Origin of the sequence: Flavobacterium psychrotolerans, assembly GCF_003097635.1 — a bacterium.
GTDB classification, from domain to species: Bacteria; Bacteroidota; Bacteroidia; order Flavobacteriales; family Flavobacteriaceae; genus Flavobacterium; species Flavobacterium psychrotolerans.
Window position 1 is genome coordinate 1 of record NZ_QCZI01000021.1, and the last position, 14,955, is coordinate 14,955.

At 35.8% G+C, this 14,955-nt stretch carries 14 protein-coding genes and 1 pseudogene; 14 read left to right on the forward strand and 1 reads right to left on the reverse strand.

What is annotated here, in order from left to right; genetic code table 11:
- The 11 genes and pseudogenes from DB895_RS14390 to DB895_RS13030 form a co-directional block, all read left to right on the forward strand.
- Positions 1-201 (forward strand): annotated as a pseudogene (locus tag DB895_RS14390) (MBOAT family O-acyltransferase); the annotation flags it as partial.
- 2 nt (positions 202-203) lie between these two features.
- Positions 204-1,169 (forward strand): hypothetical protein, encoded by a 966-nt coding sequence (locus DB895_RS12985; protein ID WP_116725800.1) that lies wholly within the window; start codon positions 204-206, stop codon positions 1,167-1,169.
- Between the two features lie 81 nt (positions 1,170-1,250).
- Positions 1,251-2,216 carry a hypothetical protein gene (locus DB895_RS12990; protein WP_116725801.1) on the forward strand — a complete coding sequence of 322 codons (966 nt, stop codon included), beginning with the start codon at positions 1,251-1,253 and terminating at the stop codon, positions 2,214-2,216.
- A 312-nt stretch (positions 2,217-2,528) separates the two neighbouring features.
- Positions 2,529-3,131 (forward strand): DUF6088 family protein, encoded by a 603-nt coding sequence (locus DB895_RS12995; protein WP_116725802.1) that lies wholly within the window; start codon positions 2,529-2,531, stop codon positions 3,129-3,131.
- Complete coding sequence (locus DB895_RS13000; protein WP_116725803.1) at positions 3,128-4,129, forward strand: nucleotidyl transferase AbiEii/AbiGii toxin family protein; 1,002 nt, start codon at positions 3,128-3,130, stop codon at positions 4,127-4,129. Before DB895_RS12995 ends, DB895_RS13000 begins: the two co-directional genes overlap by 4 nt.
- The gene (locus DB895_RS13005; RefSeq protein ID WP_116725804.1) at positions 4,116-5,231 is read left to right on the forward strand and encodes a glycosyltransferase family 4 protein; all 1,116 of its coding nucleotides are present in this window, start codon (positions 4,116-4,118) and stop codon (positions 5,229-5,231) included. The genes DB895_RS13000 and DB895_RS13005 overlap by 14 nt, the downstream gene beginning before the upstream one ends.
- Positions 5,228-6,169, forward strand: a complete 942-nt coding sequence (locus DB895_RS13010) for a GNAT family N-acetyltransferase (protein ID WP_116725805.1) — start codon at positions 5,228-5,230, stop codon at positions 6,167-6,169. The genes DB895_RS13005 and DB895_RS13010 overlap by 4 nt, the downstream gene beginning before the upstream one ends.
- A gap of 105 nt (positions 6,170-6,274) precedes the next feature.
- Positions 6,275-7,369 carry a hypothetical protein gene (locus DB895_RS13015; protein WP_243694677.1) on the forward strand — a complete coding sequence of 365 codons (1,095 nt, stop codon included), beginning with the start codon at positions 6,275-6,277 and terminating at the stop codon, positions 7,367-7,369.
- A gap of 302 nt (positions 7,370-7,671) precedes the next feature.
- Entirely contained in the window at positions 7,672-8,628 is a 957-nt protein-coding gene (locus DB895_RS13020; RefSeq protein ID WP_116725807.1) for a polysaccharide deacetylase family protein, read from the forward strand.
- 321 nt (positions 8,629-8,949) lie between these two features.
- Entirely contained in the window at positions 8,950-10,050 is a 1,101-nt protein-coding gene (locus DB895_RS13025; RefSeq protein ID WP_133242678.1) for a hypothetical protein, read from the forward strand.
- A gap of 239 nt (positions 10,051-10,289) precedes the next feature.
- On the forward strand, positions 10,290-11,438 hold the full coding sequence (locus tag DB895_RS13030; protein ID WP_116725809.1) for a glycosyltransferase family 4 protein: 1,149 nt from the start codon (positions 10,290-10,292) through the stop codon (positions 11,436-11,438).
- 117 nt (positions 11,439-11,555) lie between these two features.
- On the opposite strand, the gene DB895_RS13035 is transcribed toward DB895_RS13030, so the two are convergent.
- On the reverse strand, positions 11,556-12,311 hold the full coding sequence (locus DB895_RS13035) for a hypothetical protein (protein ID WP_116725810.1): 756 nt from the start codon (positions 12,309-12,311) through the stop codon (positions 11,556-11,558).
- 213 nt (positions 12,312-12,524) lie between these two features.
- Between DB895_RS13035 and DB895_RS13040 the strand changes: the two genes are divergently transcribed.
- From DB895_RS13040 to DB895_RS13050, 3 genes are read left to right on the forward strand one after another with little or no spacing between them, the layout of a single operon-like run.
- Positions 12,525-13,127 carry a sugar transferase gene (locus DB895_RS13040; RefSeq protein WP_116725811.1) on the forward strand — a complete coding sequence of 201 codons (603 nt, stop codon included), beginning with the start codon at positions 12,525-12,527 and terminating at the stop codon, positions 13,125-13,127.
- Positions 13,117-13,737, forward strand: coding sequence for an acetyltransferase (locus tag DB895_RS13045; protein ID WP_116725812.1), 621 nt, complete (start codon positions 13,117-13,119; stop codon positions 13,735-13,737). Before DB895_RS13040 ends, DB895_RS13045 begins: the two co-directional genes overlap by 11 nt.
- Entirely contained in the window at positions 13,730-14,866 is a 1,137-nt protein-coding gene (locus DB895_RS13050; RefSeq protein ID WP_116725813.1) for a DegT/DnrJ/EryC1/StrS family aminotransferase, read from the forward strand. Before DB895_RS13045 ends, DB895_RS13050 begins: the two co-directional genes overlap by 8 nt.
- Positions 14,867-14,955 lie beyond the last annotated feature (89 nt).

Below are 14,955 nucleotides of genomic sequence, written 5' to 3' on the forward strand. Positions count from 1 at the left end.
AAATTAATGTTGGTTATTACTTTGTTATTTGTTTTATTAATGTTTATTATTGAATGGATAGGGAGAGATAAACAGTATGGAATTGGAGGCTTGTTTACTGGAAAATCAAGACTTTATCGATGGGGCATATATTATGTGATTATTTTATTAATATTTATTTTTGCAGGATCTAATCAACAATTCATTTATTTTCAATTTTAAATATGAGAAATGATTTAAAGTATTTCCTGATTTTTCTATCTCCAATAATTATGGCGTCTTATTTTATAGATGTTTTTATTTCTACCAATTTAAAAAAATCTAATCAATATGCCGAAAAAGAATACAGTACTTGGAATGATTTATTGGAAGGAAATCTAAACTCGGATGTTATTGTATATGGAGCTTCAAGGGCATGGAGACACATTAATCCCACAATGATTAGCGATAGTTTGCATCTTTCCGCGTATAATTTAGGCATAGACGGGCATAATTTTTGGCTGCAATATTTAAGACATACTCTATTGCTGAAAAACAATAAAAAACCTAAGTTGATACTTGTTTCTGTCGATATGTTTACTTTTCAAAAAAGAGAAGATTTGTATAATTCAGAGCAATTTTTGCCTTATATGCTTTGGAACAAGGAAATTAAAAATGCAACTATTGGTTATAACGGATTTAAGGCAATGGATTATGAAATACCGCTAATTCGATATTACGGAAAACAGGAAGCAATTGAAACGGCAATCCGATCCTTTTCAGGACATTTAAGTAATCCGGTTTTTAGAATAAAAGGGTATCAAGGTCGTGAAGAATCTTGGAATGGTGATTTTGATAGAGCGAAACTAACCCTAAAAAATTACGAAGTAAAAATAGATGCTGCTACCGTAGTTTTATTCGAAAAATTTCTTAAAGAGTGCAAAACTCAAAATATAAAACTGGTTTTTGTTTATTCACCAGAATATATTGAAGGACAAAAATTTGTAAAAAACAGGAATGAAATTATATCAATTTTCACTAGATATAGCAAAGAGTATCATATTCCGTTTTATGACTATTCAAAAGATTCCCTTTCCTTTCAAAAAAAGTATTTTTATAATTCCAACCACCTGAATAAAACGGGTGCAGAATTGTTTACAGGTAAACTTATTGATAAACTCAAAAATACAAACGCATTGCAAGGATTATAGAAGAGGGTAATACGGAATTCCAATAACACATTTGTTTTTTTTCCTTAAATAATAGCAGTCCTCTTTTTCAATTATTAAACCATGAAGAAATTCTTAAAATATTTTTTGTTTTTTTTATCTCCAATAATCCTATTGTCTTATTTTATGGATGTTTTTATATCCACTAATTTAAAAAAATCCAATAAAGATGCCTTTGGGGAATATTCTACTTGGAATGATTTATTGGAAGGGAAAGTTAATTCTGATGTAGTGATTTACGGAAGTTCAAGAGCGTGGAGACATATAAATCCTTCAATGATTAGCGATAGTTTACATGTTTCCGCTTATAATTTAGGAATTGACGGTCATAATTTTTGGCTACAATATTTGAGGCATACAATTCTATTGGAAAAGAATAAAAAACCCAAATTAATCATCTATTCTGTTGATATGTTTACTTTGAAAAAGAATAAAGACTTGTATAATTCGGAACAATTTCTGCCCTATATGCTTTGGGACAAAAAAATTAGGGATGCCACGATAAGTTATAACGGATTCAAATCAATGGACTATGAAATACCACTAGTTAGGTATTATGGAAGGTATTTTGAAATTATGAAAGCCGGTTTTATGTTTTTTAAACCCCAAAATAATGCTGTTAAAAGGATAAAAGGATACCAAGGTCAAGAAGAATCTTGGAATGCAGATTTTGAGAGAGTTAAATCAAAAATGAAAAATTTAGAGATAGAATTAGACCCCGCTTCTATCGTTTTATTTGAACAGTTTCTTAAGGAGTGTAAGGCTAAAAACATAAAAATAATTTTTGTATATACGCCAGAATATGTTGAGGGACAAAAATTCGTAAAAAACAGAGATCAGATCATTTCAATTTATAAAAAGTACAGTGAAAAATATCATATTCCGTTTTATGATTATTCCAACGATTCCATTTCCTTTCAAAAAAAATATTTTTATAATGCCAACCACCTGAATAAAACTGGAGCAGAATTGTTTACAGGTAAACTTATTAGTAAACTTAAAAGTACAAACGCATTGCAAGGATTATAGAAGAGGGTAATACGGAACTCCAATAACACATTTATTGTTTTTTCTTAATACAGCAGTCTATCTTTTCCAATTATTAAACCATGAAGAAATTCTTAAAATGTTTTTTTTTTCGCCAATACTGCTATTGTCGTATTTTATGGATGTTTTTAATATCAAGGAATAAACTGCTACGATTTCTTAATTTCAGATGCATGGAGTATTTATAATTTTTTATAAAAATAAGTTTTTGTCCCAAATATTCACTAAATTTGGGACGAAAATGAAGTCTTACGAGTGTCAAAAAATAAATATTTCGAGAATAAATAAATCGTAATGGAACGACCAATAGTAGAAAATAAAATTGCCGAAGTGCTGCAATCACACCCAAAAGGAAGTATTCTTTTTGTGCACGACTTCTTAGACTATGGTAATCCCGAAAGTGTTAAGAAAGCCTTATTACGATTGAAAGAAAAAGAAATACTTGTTCGATTGGCTCACGGCATTTACTTATATCCCAAAATTGACGCAGCACTTGGTATTCTGTTTCCATCTACTGAAGATATAGCCAAAGCTATTGCAAGGCGAGATAAAGCAAGAATTGTCCCAACGGGAGTTCAGGCATTAAATAAATTGGGCTTGTCAACCCAAGTTCCAATGAAAGTAGTTTATCTAACCGACGGAGCAGCAAGAAGCATTAAAGTTGGAAAAAGAACAATTACTTTTAAAAACACAAGTCCTAAAAATTTATTGGCACAAGGCGAAATAAGCAGTTTGGTAATTCAGGCTCTCAAAACTATTGGTCAATCAAAAGTAGATGATAAAACAATTTCAAAAATTCAAACCCTTCTTAAAAAAGAGAAAATAGAAAATATAATGAATGATGCCAAACTTTCACCCGCTTGGATAAACAAAATAGTAATACAAGCGATTAAATGAATACCAACTGGCTAACATTATCAAAAGAAAGAAGAATTGAAATTCTTAATCAGGCAACAGAATTAACGGGTTTGCCATCGGTAGCCATTGAAAAAGATTGGTGGGTAACATTGGCATTGAACGCATCTTTTTCATTACCATACAGTAAAAACATAGTTTTCAAAGGGGGCACTTCTTTAAGTAAAGGTTGGAATTTGATAGAACGATTTTCGGAAGATATTGACTTGGCAATAGATAGAAAGTTTTTTGGTTTTGAGGGAGAGATTAGTAAAACTCAAATCAAAAATTTAAGGAAGGAATCTTGTGAATTTATATCAACTACATTTCTTGACGATTTAACTAAAATATTCAACGAATGGGAAGTAATAGATGAATGTAAACTAATTGCTCAACCAGTAAAAGATTCAGACAAAGATCCACAAGTGATTGAAATTCATTACAATTCTGTAATTGATACATCGGAATATTTACCACAAAGGGTTTTGATAGAAGTAAGTTCACGGTCATTAATGGAACCGATAGAAGCAAGAGAAATCAACTCCATTTTAAGCGATAATTTTCCTCAACAAGGTTTTGCAACGGTTCCGTTTGCAATAGCAACGGTGCTTCCTCAAAGAACATTTTTAGAAAAGGTCTTTTTGCTTCACGAAGAATTTTCTCAAGAAACCGAAAAAATCCGTATTGACAGACTTTCAAGACATTTATATGATTTGGAAAAATTGATGGACACCGAACATGGAATTGAAGCTTTGAAAAACAAAAAACTATACAAGAACATTGTTGCACACAGAGAAAAATTTAATCCATTGAGAGGTCTTGGCTATGCTAATCACATTTCAAATAAAATCAGTATTATTCCGCCAGACAGTGTAATGAAAAATTACGAAATGGATTATGAAGCCATGACCCGTTTTATGATTTACGGAGATTCGTTAAAATTTGACCAACTAATGAAAAGAATTTTAGAATTACAATTAAGAATAAATGAGAAAGACTAAAATACTTCATATTATCAAATCGCTGGGGCGTGGCGGTGCCGAAATGTTACTGCCGGAAACCTTAAAGCAACATCATCAAGACCAATTTGAGTTTCATTATATCTATTTTTTGCCTTGGAAAAACCAATTGGTAGAAACCATAGAAAAAGCAGGAGGGAAGGTAAGTTGTTTTTCGGCCAAAAATAATATCCAATTGCTCTTGCAATACCCTAAAATCATACGATATTGTAAAGAAAACCAAATCCAATTGATTCACGCCCATTTGCCATGGGCCGGTTTTGTGAGCCGTTTGGTTCATCAATTAACAAAAATCCCCGTAATTTACACCGAACATAATTTACAGGAACGCTACCATTTTATTACCAAAACCATTAATAAATGGAGTTTCAATTCCCAGACCTTAGGCATTGGAGTTTCTGAAGATGTTACCCAATCGATACTTAAAAACATTAAACCTATAATTCCTTGTAAAACAATACTTAATGGGGTAAATACCCAAAGTTTTGTGCGATTAAATGGAGCCGAGAGAGAAACAATCCGAAAACAATTTAGTATTCCTGAAGATTCCCTATTGGTAGGAACCGTGGCGGTTTTTCGTTTTCAAAAACGTCTGGACAAATGGTTGGAAATCATGAAGGAGTGTATGGAGAAAAACCCCAATGTATATGGAATTATCATTGGAGCTGGCCCATTAGAAAATGAATTAAAAGCGAAACATAAAGAACTTAATTTAGAAGGAAAGGTTTTTTTTGCGGGCTTACAAACTCAGGTAAAACCCTATTATGAAGCCATGGATATTTTCATGATGTGTTCCTCTTTTGAAGGGCTTCCTATAGCGCTACTTGAAGCGATGAGCATGAGCTGTGCAATTGTCTCAACCAATGCGGGAGGGATAAAGGAAGTACTACGTCACGAAGTTGACGGACTCATGGTTGACGTTGACGATTGGGAGCAATTACCTTACTCTATATTGGAATTGGCCGAAAATCCATCAAAATTGAATCATTTACAAGTTCAAGCCAGAAAAAGAGCGGAAGCGGCTTTCAGTATTGACGCCATGGTAACCGAACTCGAATCGTTATATCTTTCCCATATCTCATGATTATCAGGACATCCGAAATAGCCGATACTCCAGCCATAGTTGATTTATTGAAACTTAGTTTAGGAGAAGGTTTAGTAAAAAAATCAACCGTTGTTTGGAATTTTAAACATCTTAAGAATCCATTCGGGGCATCTCATGTATTGTTGGCTATAGAAAACGAAACCTTCGTAGGCGTGAGGGCTTTTATGAAATGGAATTGGCAAATAGGCAACAAAGTATGGATAGCTTACAGGGCTGTGGATACTTCTACTCATCCAGAGTACCAAGGGAAAGGAATTTTTAAAAAACTGACCCTGCAAGCGTTAGAAGATGTTCAAAAGGATAAAGAGACTTTTATTTTTAACACCCCTAATGATAAAAGTCGTCCTGGATATTTAAAAATGGGATGGGTTGAAGTGGACGCCATTCCTATTGCATTAGTACCAACAATCGGGTATTTTTTTCAAAGTGTTTTTTCTAAAAAAAAGGTTATAATGAATCCAATTGAGCCTGAAAGACTGGAGGAACTTTGTGTCGTTCATAATCGCATTTTGGCAGAAAAAAATGTACTCTTTACACCAAAATCAGCCGAATATTTAAAATGGCGATTCGAACAGAATCCAATGCAGGAGTATGTCGTAATATCCTCTAATGATTGGTATGTGGCATTATACATAAAGAAACAGCGATTTTTTAAAGAGGTAAGGGTAGTTGAAGTGATTGGTTCCGAAAGCCATTCTGATAAAAAAGAAATTCGCAATGCCATTGTAAACTATGCCCTTAAAAATCGTTGTTGGATCATTACCATTGCCAATACCGAATTATTTCGATTTAGGATTTATGGTAAATTTGGACCCAAGCTCACTTTTAAAGCACTAACAAAAAATACTTCATTTATTAACAAAGCCCTGAATGTATACCATTGGAAATACAGTCTAGGAGATTTAGAATTATTTTAGATGATTGATATCGATTTTCCGATTGTTTTTATTCTGCTTTTCATTATAAACAATATGATGCTGAATCGTTTGTCTAAAAAATATTCTTTTTTTGACAAAAAGTTAATGAACTACCTGTACTGGTATCATCTTTTGTTTTTTGCCATCTATTTTATGTATTCAATTTATAATAATTCAGATTCATTATTGTATTATTTAACGGTTGGAAATAAGGGAGACCAATGGCCAGAGCTTTTCTATACAGGCACTCGATTTATCAGTTTTTTTGCAGTACCTTTTGTTTATTTAGGACTATCCTATTCTTCTGTGATGCTGGTTGCATCGTGGTTTGGCTATGTGGGTTTTGTTTATGCCTATCTGTATTTTAGAGAGAGCATTCCCATAAATGTAACAGTTTTCGGTCGATTTGATTTGCTTACGCTTTTGTTGTTTTTGCCCAACATGCACTTTTGGACGGCTTCTCTAGGAAAGGGAGCCCTGATTTTCATGGGTTTGATGGTGTTTACCCAAGCGGTTAAATTTCCGCAAAAAAGAATAGTTGCCTTGCTCATAGGTGGTTTCTTTATTTATATGGTACGTCCCCATGTCATGCTTTTTGTTTTGGTTGGGGTTATGATTGGCATATTAACCGGTAAAGGAAAAATCAGCATTGGAATAAAACTGCTGGTACTGGTGGCTTCAATAGTTTTTTTGGCAGCTGCAAGCAGTTCTATTTTGGCAGTAGCCAAGTTGGAAAATTCCGAAAACGTAGTGGATGACTTTGAGCAATTTTCTGATACAAATTCAGCAAAATTAGAGTCGTCGGCTAAATCGGGCGTTTCCATGGCTAGTTATCCATTACCCTTAAAATTATTTACGTTTTGGTTTCGTCCTTTGTTTGTAGATTCTCCGGGAGCTATAGGTATGTTTAGTTCAGTCGAAAATTTAATTTATTTATTGTTGTTTGCCAAAATTTGTAATCGGCGTTTTTTGCGTTTTATCCTAAAAGCACCCTATATGGTAAAAATGTCAATCATAGTTTTCTTATTGTCTTCTTTTGCATTGACCTTCGTGATGTCTAATTTAGGGATTATCATGAGACAGAAATCGATGGTAATGTATTTTGGGTTCTTCGTTATTTACTACTTTTTGGCACAGGAAAAATGGGAACAAATGCAAAGATTGAAGGAAAGAAATAATGCCGTGGCTTTAAATGCCTGATCCTCTACCCTCCCGATAGGTATCGGGACTTTCCAAAGGAAAGGGGAGAAAAAAGAATAAATATTATAACCTGAGTTCGATTATTCTTTATTGACGAAAAACAATTTAATTTTTTTATTAAACCACATAGAGACATAGAAAAATAGAGATAAACAAGTCGCTTTGCTCTGTTTTAGACCACAATAGTCCCGATAGCTATCGGGATTGAAAATGTATTTTCTAGAAAAGCTCTTGTTTTCTATGTTTCTATGTGGTAAAAAATTTTTAATTGTACTCCCTCCGGTAATAAAATACAAATAGCTATGAAAAAAGGAACTTTGGTAATTTCTTTGGATTTTGAATTGATTTGGGGTGTTTTTGACCATGTCTCCATTGTCGATAAAAAACAGTACTTTGACAACACTTTAAATGTAATTCCTAAAATTATCGAAAGCTTCGTTAAAAATGAAGTTAAAGCGACTTGGGCAACGGTAGGGATGTTATTCAATTGCAATTGGGAGGAATGGGAAGCGAACAGCCCCTTGAAAAAGCCGAGCTATACAAATACCCAATTAGATGCTTATAGTTATGGACATCTCCATAAAAATTTAGGTTTGAATCGGTTCTTTTTTGCGCCCAATATCATTCAAGATTTGCAAAAGGCAGAAGGGCAGGAAGTAGGAACCCATACCTATTCGCATTACTACTGTTTGGAAGGAGGCCAAAATAAAGAACAATTTGAAGTGGATTTGGATACCGCCATTGCCTTGGCTAATAAATTTGGGATTTCCCTAAAATCGTTAGTTTTTCCCAGAAATCAATTCAATGCTGCTTATTTGGAATGTTGTGCTGAAAGAGGAATATCGTCTGTGCGTTCTAATCCCGATGTTTGGTATTGGGACACTTTAGCTCCTCAAACACTAGCCACAAAAGTTTTCCGTACTGCGGATGCCTACGTGCCATTAGGTGTAAAGTCCTATCCGAAAGACAGCCTGAAACAAAATAGCCCCTTAAGCCAGCCTTCAAGCCGGTTTTTGCGTCCGCAACATAAGCTTGAACTGCTTAATAGTTTACGATTAATTCGAATCAAAAACGAAATCATACACGCTGCCCGTAACGGTGAAATTTACCATTTGTGGTGGCATCCGCATAACTTCGGGATAGATCCAGAAGGAGCTATGAAGACACTAAAATCCATATTGGAAGTCTATTCCTACTGTAAAAACACTTTCGGGATGGAAAGCAAAACCATGGAGGAACTACAACGGGATGTGGAGTAATTATTTAAGATTTTTGATTAACGATTTTTGACCCGAGCGATAGCGAACTGGCGAAGCATTTCAGAATTTTTTAATATGACTATCCGTTACTTGTACCAAAATAAAAATTGGAACACGGATGACACGGATTTAAACCGATTTAAACGGATTTTCTTGTTTAATAATCAGCGAAAATCCACTCAATCTGTGTCATCTGCGTCCTAATTTACTTAATGGCATTAGTTGCAGATTGGTTCGTGGTAAAAAAACAATACCGACACTACTCAGGGTAGTACCATTATTTTAAATTTATAGTCCGGTTGATTTCTAAATAAATTAATTTTGAATATAATCAAACGCCTTAGTTTCTCGAAAATTTTTCAGAATCAATGGTTGAATCTCCTTTTTGTTTACCATTGTCTTTTTATTCTTTTGGCCTACTTTCTTCGAATCCACCGAGGCTATTCGGATGCACATCTGTATTGGGCACGGAGTTTTGACATTACTAAATATTCCTGGCTTTCTTTTGCAGATTACGGGACTACTTTCATGCTTTTTTTAAACTACCCGTTTATTAAAATGGGGCTTCCTTTTTGGTTTGGATTTTTACTGTATGGATTGGTTGGTTTTTGGAGCATTATCCTTTACATTAAATGGATTCATCTGGTTTTAGGAAAACAACTCCTCATTCGAGGAATTAATATTCTTCCCATTTTTTATTTTTTGCCCAATCTGCATTATTGGACGGCTGGTTTAGGAAAAGAACCCTTGATTTTTTTTGGATTGGTTTCTGTTTTTTATGCTATGGCTTCCCGTGCTTATATCACATTCAGTAGTCTTATGGGGGGTATTCTCCTTTTGATTCTCCGTCCCCACGTGGCCATGATGTTGCTTTCAGCTCTTGTTTTGGTTTTTGTTTTCAATGAAGAATACAGTTTAAAAAGACGTGTGGCGGTGGCTTCAGTAGCTCTTTCCTTTTTTTTAACGCTCTTGTACATGGTCTTTCAAATCACCCATATCCGGCATTGGAATTGGGAACGCATCCTCTATTTTAATGCCTATTCCATAGAGTCTTTCCGGCATTCCGGTTCTTATGTTCCTATGTTGGAATACTCTTTGCCGTATCAATTGTTCTCCTTCTATTTTAGGCCTTTGTTTTTTGATGCTAATTCCCTGTTTCAACACTTGGCGAGTGTCGAAAATGTTTTTGTTTTTGCGATTCATCTTTTGGGGATTTTATTTGCCCTTCGCGATTATAAAAAAATCCATTATCCGCAATGGGTTAAAATGGTCTTTCTATTTACATTGATTTGTGGGCTTTTGTATGTGCAACGGTATGCCAATTTGGGTATTTTTATGCGTACCAAAATGATGTTTCAGCCTTTTACTTTAATTGCTTTGCTATTCATAATCAAACAGGGTAAGCCTTTTAAGAACACATAAAACTTGAACCACAAAGAAACACAGAAAAAAAACAATAGTTTATTAAGGAATTATAGTCGTTTCACTTTCTCATGGTTATGACCTGAAACCAAAGACCGAACAGATAAAGTAAATCTATCCAAAAGTGAAACTTTCTTTTAGTATCTTACAAAATCTATGTATTTATGTGGTAAAAAAACAAAAAACAATTTGTACCTAATTTCAAAAAAGGGTTTACCCTGTCTTAGTCCCAAATCCACATGACAAAACAAAAAATTGTACGCATCACCACGGTTCCCATTTCATTGGAAAAATTACTTTCCGGACAACTCCGCTATATGAGTTCGTTTTATGAGGTAATTGCTATTTCTTCGGAACGGGGAAAATTAGAAAAGCTTGGGAAATCTCAAGGGGTTGCCGTATTTCCACTCGAAATGACCCGAAGAATTACGCCTCTGTATGATTTATTTGCGGTTATTCGGTTGTATTTGTTTTTAAGAAAAACGAAACCTTATATTGTTCATACCCATACCCCAAAAGCTGGGATTGTAGGAATGGTAGCCGCGAGATTAGCGGGAGTGCCCCATCGTTTGCATACCGTTGCCGGTTTGCCTTTGCTGGAAGTTAGTGGTTCTAAAAGAAAATTACTTAACTGGGTTGAGCAATTTACTTACCGTTGTGCCACGAATGTTTATCCCAATTCTTTTGGTTTGATGGATATCATTCTCGCCCATGATTTTTGTGCTCCCGAGAAATTGAACGTATTAGCGAATGGCAGTTCCAATGGCATTGATACTTCCCATTTTAGTCCTTCGTTGTTTACAGCTGCACAAAATTCGATCTTAAAAGAGCAGTTGGGTATCCCGTCGGATGCTTTTGTATTTGTTTTTGTTGGGAGGTTGGTTAAAGATAAAGGAATTAATGAAATGGTTGTGGCTTTCGAGCTTTTGCAAAAAGACAACCCAACTGTGCACTTGCTTTTAGTGGGGGATTATGAAAGCGATTTGGATCCTTTGTCTTCCTCTACTTTGGAAAGCATCCACAACAATCCTTTCCTACATGCCGTAGGTTTTCAAAATGACGTTAGACCTTATTTGGCCCTTTCCAATGTATTGGTATTTCCGAGTTACCGAGAAGGTTTTCCTAATGGGGTTTTGCAAGCCGGAGCCATGGGGTTGCCTTGTGTCGTGTCGGACATTAATGGCTGTAATGAAATCATTGCGGATGATATTAATGGATTGATCATCCCGGTAAAGGACGCCTTGGCTCTCTATAATGCCATGAAACGTCTTGCCACGGATTCCGATTTACTAGCTAAAATGCGACTGCATGCCCGATCTTTGATTGTTTCCCGATATGAACAAGAAGTGGTTTGGAATGCCATTTTGGAAACGTATCGGAGTTTGTGATGGATTCGTATTTACTTTAGGTAGGATATTTCTTTAACAACTATTAGGCTTTTAACCTCATCTTGTTCCTTCGTAGGAGAAACAATTTTGGACCTCCTTATAGATCTTTTTTAAACTTTAGGGAATCACCACTATCAGTGTTACTGTATTGTACTTTCTTTTTAGGGGGATTGTTCTTTTTTTGTCCTTGATGGAAAAGCCGATAAAAAGATAGACCATTTGGAGGTTATTTCCCTCTGGGATTTCTAGTTTTAAGTCGATATCTATTTTAATCGCTTCTTTTGGATAGGTTATTTCTTCGCTGTAAGTGGTGTTGAAGGTGTTTTCTTTGTAATTCCAATTGGTTCTTGCAACCGCCAGATGTACCTGATTTGCCAGTTCCGGCCAGTCTAACAGTTTTAAAGGGTTGAATTTTGGGATTTTGAAAATCCCCTCTTGATTTTCCCAAATCCATTTTGTTTTTAAAACGTTAGAAAGGGGTCTGAGTTTGTTGCCCTCAAAACCCACAAATTGTAGTTTTCCCTCTGGGGTATCAATTCCATTGGCTACCGTTCTTTTTCCTTGTTCATTGCCCGTGTCTTCTTGTAGAATTTCAAATAACAGTTTGTTTGCCCTTCCTGCAAAACTTCCATCTTTTGCCCGAAGGTTGAACTGGTTGGCAAGCATTCGAAATTGCACGCCTACCTTGGCACAATGACCAAACTCTGTTCCTTGGTTCCTTATTTTTTGGAAAACCGGGTTGGATCTAAATTCCTTGGACGAAACACCCGTTTTGCCTTTCATCCTTACCCTATTGATGTCATTTTCGTCGATGTAGAAGTTAAGATCTTCTAAGGTACCCACTATTTTGAAAGGTGCAATCACTTTTGCCATATTGTTTTCAATCTAAAAATCAGGACTAAAGATACGTTTTTTTTCATTTGGGTTTTATTGGTTCCAAAAAGTTTATTAGGCTCTTTCACATCATTTCTGTTGTTCCGTTTCTATCCTTAAAAAGGAATAAATACGATTTTCGGAAATTATTAAAGCTTTATACTAGTTCCATAAATTATTATTAGCTTTGACCCATACTAAGAACGAAAAGGAATGTACAAAAATTACCTTAAAAGAATTGCGGATTTTACTGCCTCCTTGTTGGGTTTTATTATTTTATTGCCGGTTTTACTTGTCGTTACAATACTGTTGTATTTTGCCAATAATGGAAAACCGTTTTTCTTTCAGCTCCGACCTGGTAAGGGCGGAAAAATCTTTACCATCATCAAGTTTAAAACCATGAACGATGCAAGGGATTTAAACGGAGTCCTGCTGTCTGATGCCCTCCGACTCACAAAAGTGGGTGCTATTGTTCGAAAAACCTCTTTAGATGAAATTCCACAATTGCTTAATGTATTAAAAGGGGATATGAGTATTATAGGGCCGCGCCCCTTGCTAACCCACTATTTGCATTTGTACAGTGCTTTTCAAAATCGCCGTCATGAAGTTAAACCGGGCATTACGGGTTGGGCACAAGTTAACGGAAGAAATGCCATTTCTTGGGATGAAAAATTTGAATATGATGTTTGGTATGTCGATCATCTTTCTTTTGCCTTGGATTTAAAAATACTGTTTAAAACGATACAAAAAGTGGTTGTCAGCGAAGGCATTAATGCCGCTAATTCCTCTACTATAGAACCTTTTAATGGAAACTAAAGTCACTCTATTTGGCGCAAGCGGCCATTGCAAAGTCATTATTGATATTTTACATACCAATCGTGTAACCGTAGCTTTGATTGTTGATGATAATCCTCTTACTACCTGTATTGTAGGACAAAAAGTAGTCCATTCCAGTGCCGTAGATTTCAACCATTTGAATCCATTGATTTTATCGATTGGGAATAACAGCACCCGAAAGATGCTCTCCGAGAAGTTCAAAGGCCCTTTTGCCCGAGCGATCCATTCCAAGGCCATTGTTTCAAATTATGCCACTATTGGAGAAGGGACGGTTATTATGGCCGGAGCTATTGTCAATCCTGATGCCACAATCGGAAAACATTGCATCATTAATACCGGAGCCGTTATTGAGCATGACTGTATTATCCGGGATTTTGCACATATTTCGCCAAATGCTGCACTCGCGGGTGGGGTTGAAGTTGGAGAAGGATCACAAATCGGTATTGGAGCATCTGTAATTCAAGGAATAAAAATAGGAAATTGGGTTACAATTGGTGCTGGAACCGTACTTGTTAAAGATGTTCCAGATTTTGCAGTTGTAGTAGGGATTCCCGGGAAAATAATAAAATACAATAAAGAAAATGACTAATTCTAAAATTTGGCTTTCCTCCCCTCATATGGGAGGAGGTGAACAAAAATTCGTGCAAGAGGCTTTTGATACCAATTGGGTTGCTCCTTTGGGGCCTAATGTCACTGGATTTGAACAGGATCTGGCGCAGTATATCAAAGGAGACATTCATGTTGCCGCTTTAAGTTCCGGTACTGCAGCCCTCCACTTGGGACTGATTTTGTTGGGCGTAACATCAGGAGATGAAGTTATTTGTCAAAGTTTTACCTTTTCGGCTTCGGCAAATCCGATTCTTTATCAAGGAGCCATTCCGGTGTTTGTAGATAGTGAGCCGGAAACATGGAATATTTGTCCGATTGCACTAGAAGAAGCTATTGTTGACCGAATTGCGAAAGGTAAAAAACCGAAAGCGATTATTGCGGTGCATCTTTATGGTATGCCGTTTCAAGTTGAGGCCATTAGTGCCATTGCCCACCGCTATGAGATTCCTATTTTAGAGGATAGTGCTGAAGCATTAGGAAGTACCTTTAAAGGAAAAAAATGTGGCACTTTTGGCACTTTTGGCGTTTTGTCTTTTAATGGAAATAAAATCATCACCACATCTGGAGGAGGCGCATTAGTGGCCCCTACAAAAGAGCTGAAAGAAAAGGCCGTTTTTTTTGCTACACAATCCAGAGATCCCGCACCCCATTATCAGCATTCGGAAATTGGTTACAATTATAGAATGAGTAATATATGTGCCGGAATTGGACGAGGACAAATGGAGGTTCTAGCTGCCCATGTTGCTTTACGAAGAAGCATGCATGATTTTTATGTTGATTATTTTGCGAATATTGACGGGGTTGCCGTCTTTTGCGAGCCTAACACTGATTATTGTTCCAATCACTGGTTGACTGCGCTAGTAGTAGACCCTTACAAAACCAATGGAAAAACCAGAGAAGATTTACGATTGGCACTGGAACAAGTTGATATTGAAAGTCGACCTTTGTGGAAGCCCATGCATCTACAGCCCCTTTTTGAAAGGTATCCCTACTATGGAGGTACAGTTGCAGAACACTTGTTTGAAAATGGTTTGTGTCTGCCTTCCGGATCCAATTTAGAAGAATGCGACAGAATTCGACTTCAGGAGGCTCTAGATGGATTTTTTTAATACCTCTACATTTTTCTTAAAAAAGGAACGTTATATCCGGTAAAGTCGTAATTTTGCCAAAATTTAAATCCATTGACCAATACCACTAA

Bases quoted from the DNA above. Each gene is read 5' to 3' on its own strand.
- DB895_RS12985 (WP_116725800.1), top strand. From the start codon at position 204: ATGAGAAATGATTTAAAGTATTTCCTGATTTTTCTATCTCCAATAATT.
- DB895_RS12990 (WP_116725801.1), top strand. From the start codon at position 1,251: ATGAAGAAATTCTTAAAATATTTTTTGTTTTTTTTATCTCCAATAATC.
- DB895_RS12995 (WP_116725802.1), top strand. From the start codon at position 2,529: ATGGAACGACCAATAGTAGAAAATAAAATTGCCGAAGTGCTGCAATCA.
- DB895_RS13000 (WP_116725803.1), top strand. From the start codon at position 3,128: ATGAATACCAACTGGCTAACATTATCAAAAGAAAGAAGAATTGAAATT.
- DB895_RS13005 (WP_116725804.1), top strand. From the start codon at position 4,116: ATGAGAAAGACTAAAATACTTCATATTATCAAATCGCTGGGGCGTGGC.
- DB895_RS13010 (WP_116725805.1), top strand. From the start codon at position 5,228: ATGATTATCAGGACATCCGAAATAGCCGATACTCCAGCCATAGTTGAT.
- DB895_RS13015 (WP_243694677.1), top strand. From the start codon at position 6,275: ATGAACTACCTGTACTGGTATCATCTTTTGTTTTTTGCCATCTATTTT.
- DB895_RS13020 (WP_116725807.1), top strand. From the start codon at position 7,672: ATGAAAAAAGGAACTTTGGTAATTTCTTTGGATTTTGAATTGATTTGG.
- DB895_RS13030 (WP_116725809.1), top strand. From the start codon at position 10,290: ATGACAAAACAAAAAATTGTACGCATCACCACGGTTCCCATTTCATTG.
- DB895_RS13035 (WP_116725810.1), bottom strand. From the start codon at position 12,311: ATGGCAAAAGTGATTGCACCTTTCAAAATAGTGGGTACCTTAGAAGAT.
- DB895_RS13040 (WP_116725811.1), top strand. From the start codon at position 12,525: ATGTACAAAAATTACCTTAAAAGAATTGCGGATTTTACTGCCTCCTTG.
- DB895_RS13045 (WP_116725812.1), top strand. From the start codon at position 13,117: ATGGAAACTAAAGTCACTCTATTTGGCGCAAGCGGCCATTGCAAAGTC.
- DB895_RS13050 (WP_116725813.1), top strand. From the start codon at position 13,730: ATGACTAATTCTAAAATTTGGCTTTCCTCCCCTCATATGGGAGGAGGT.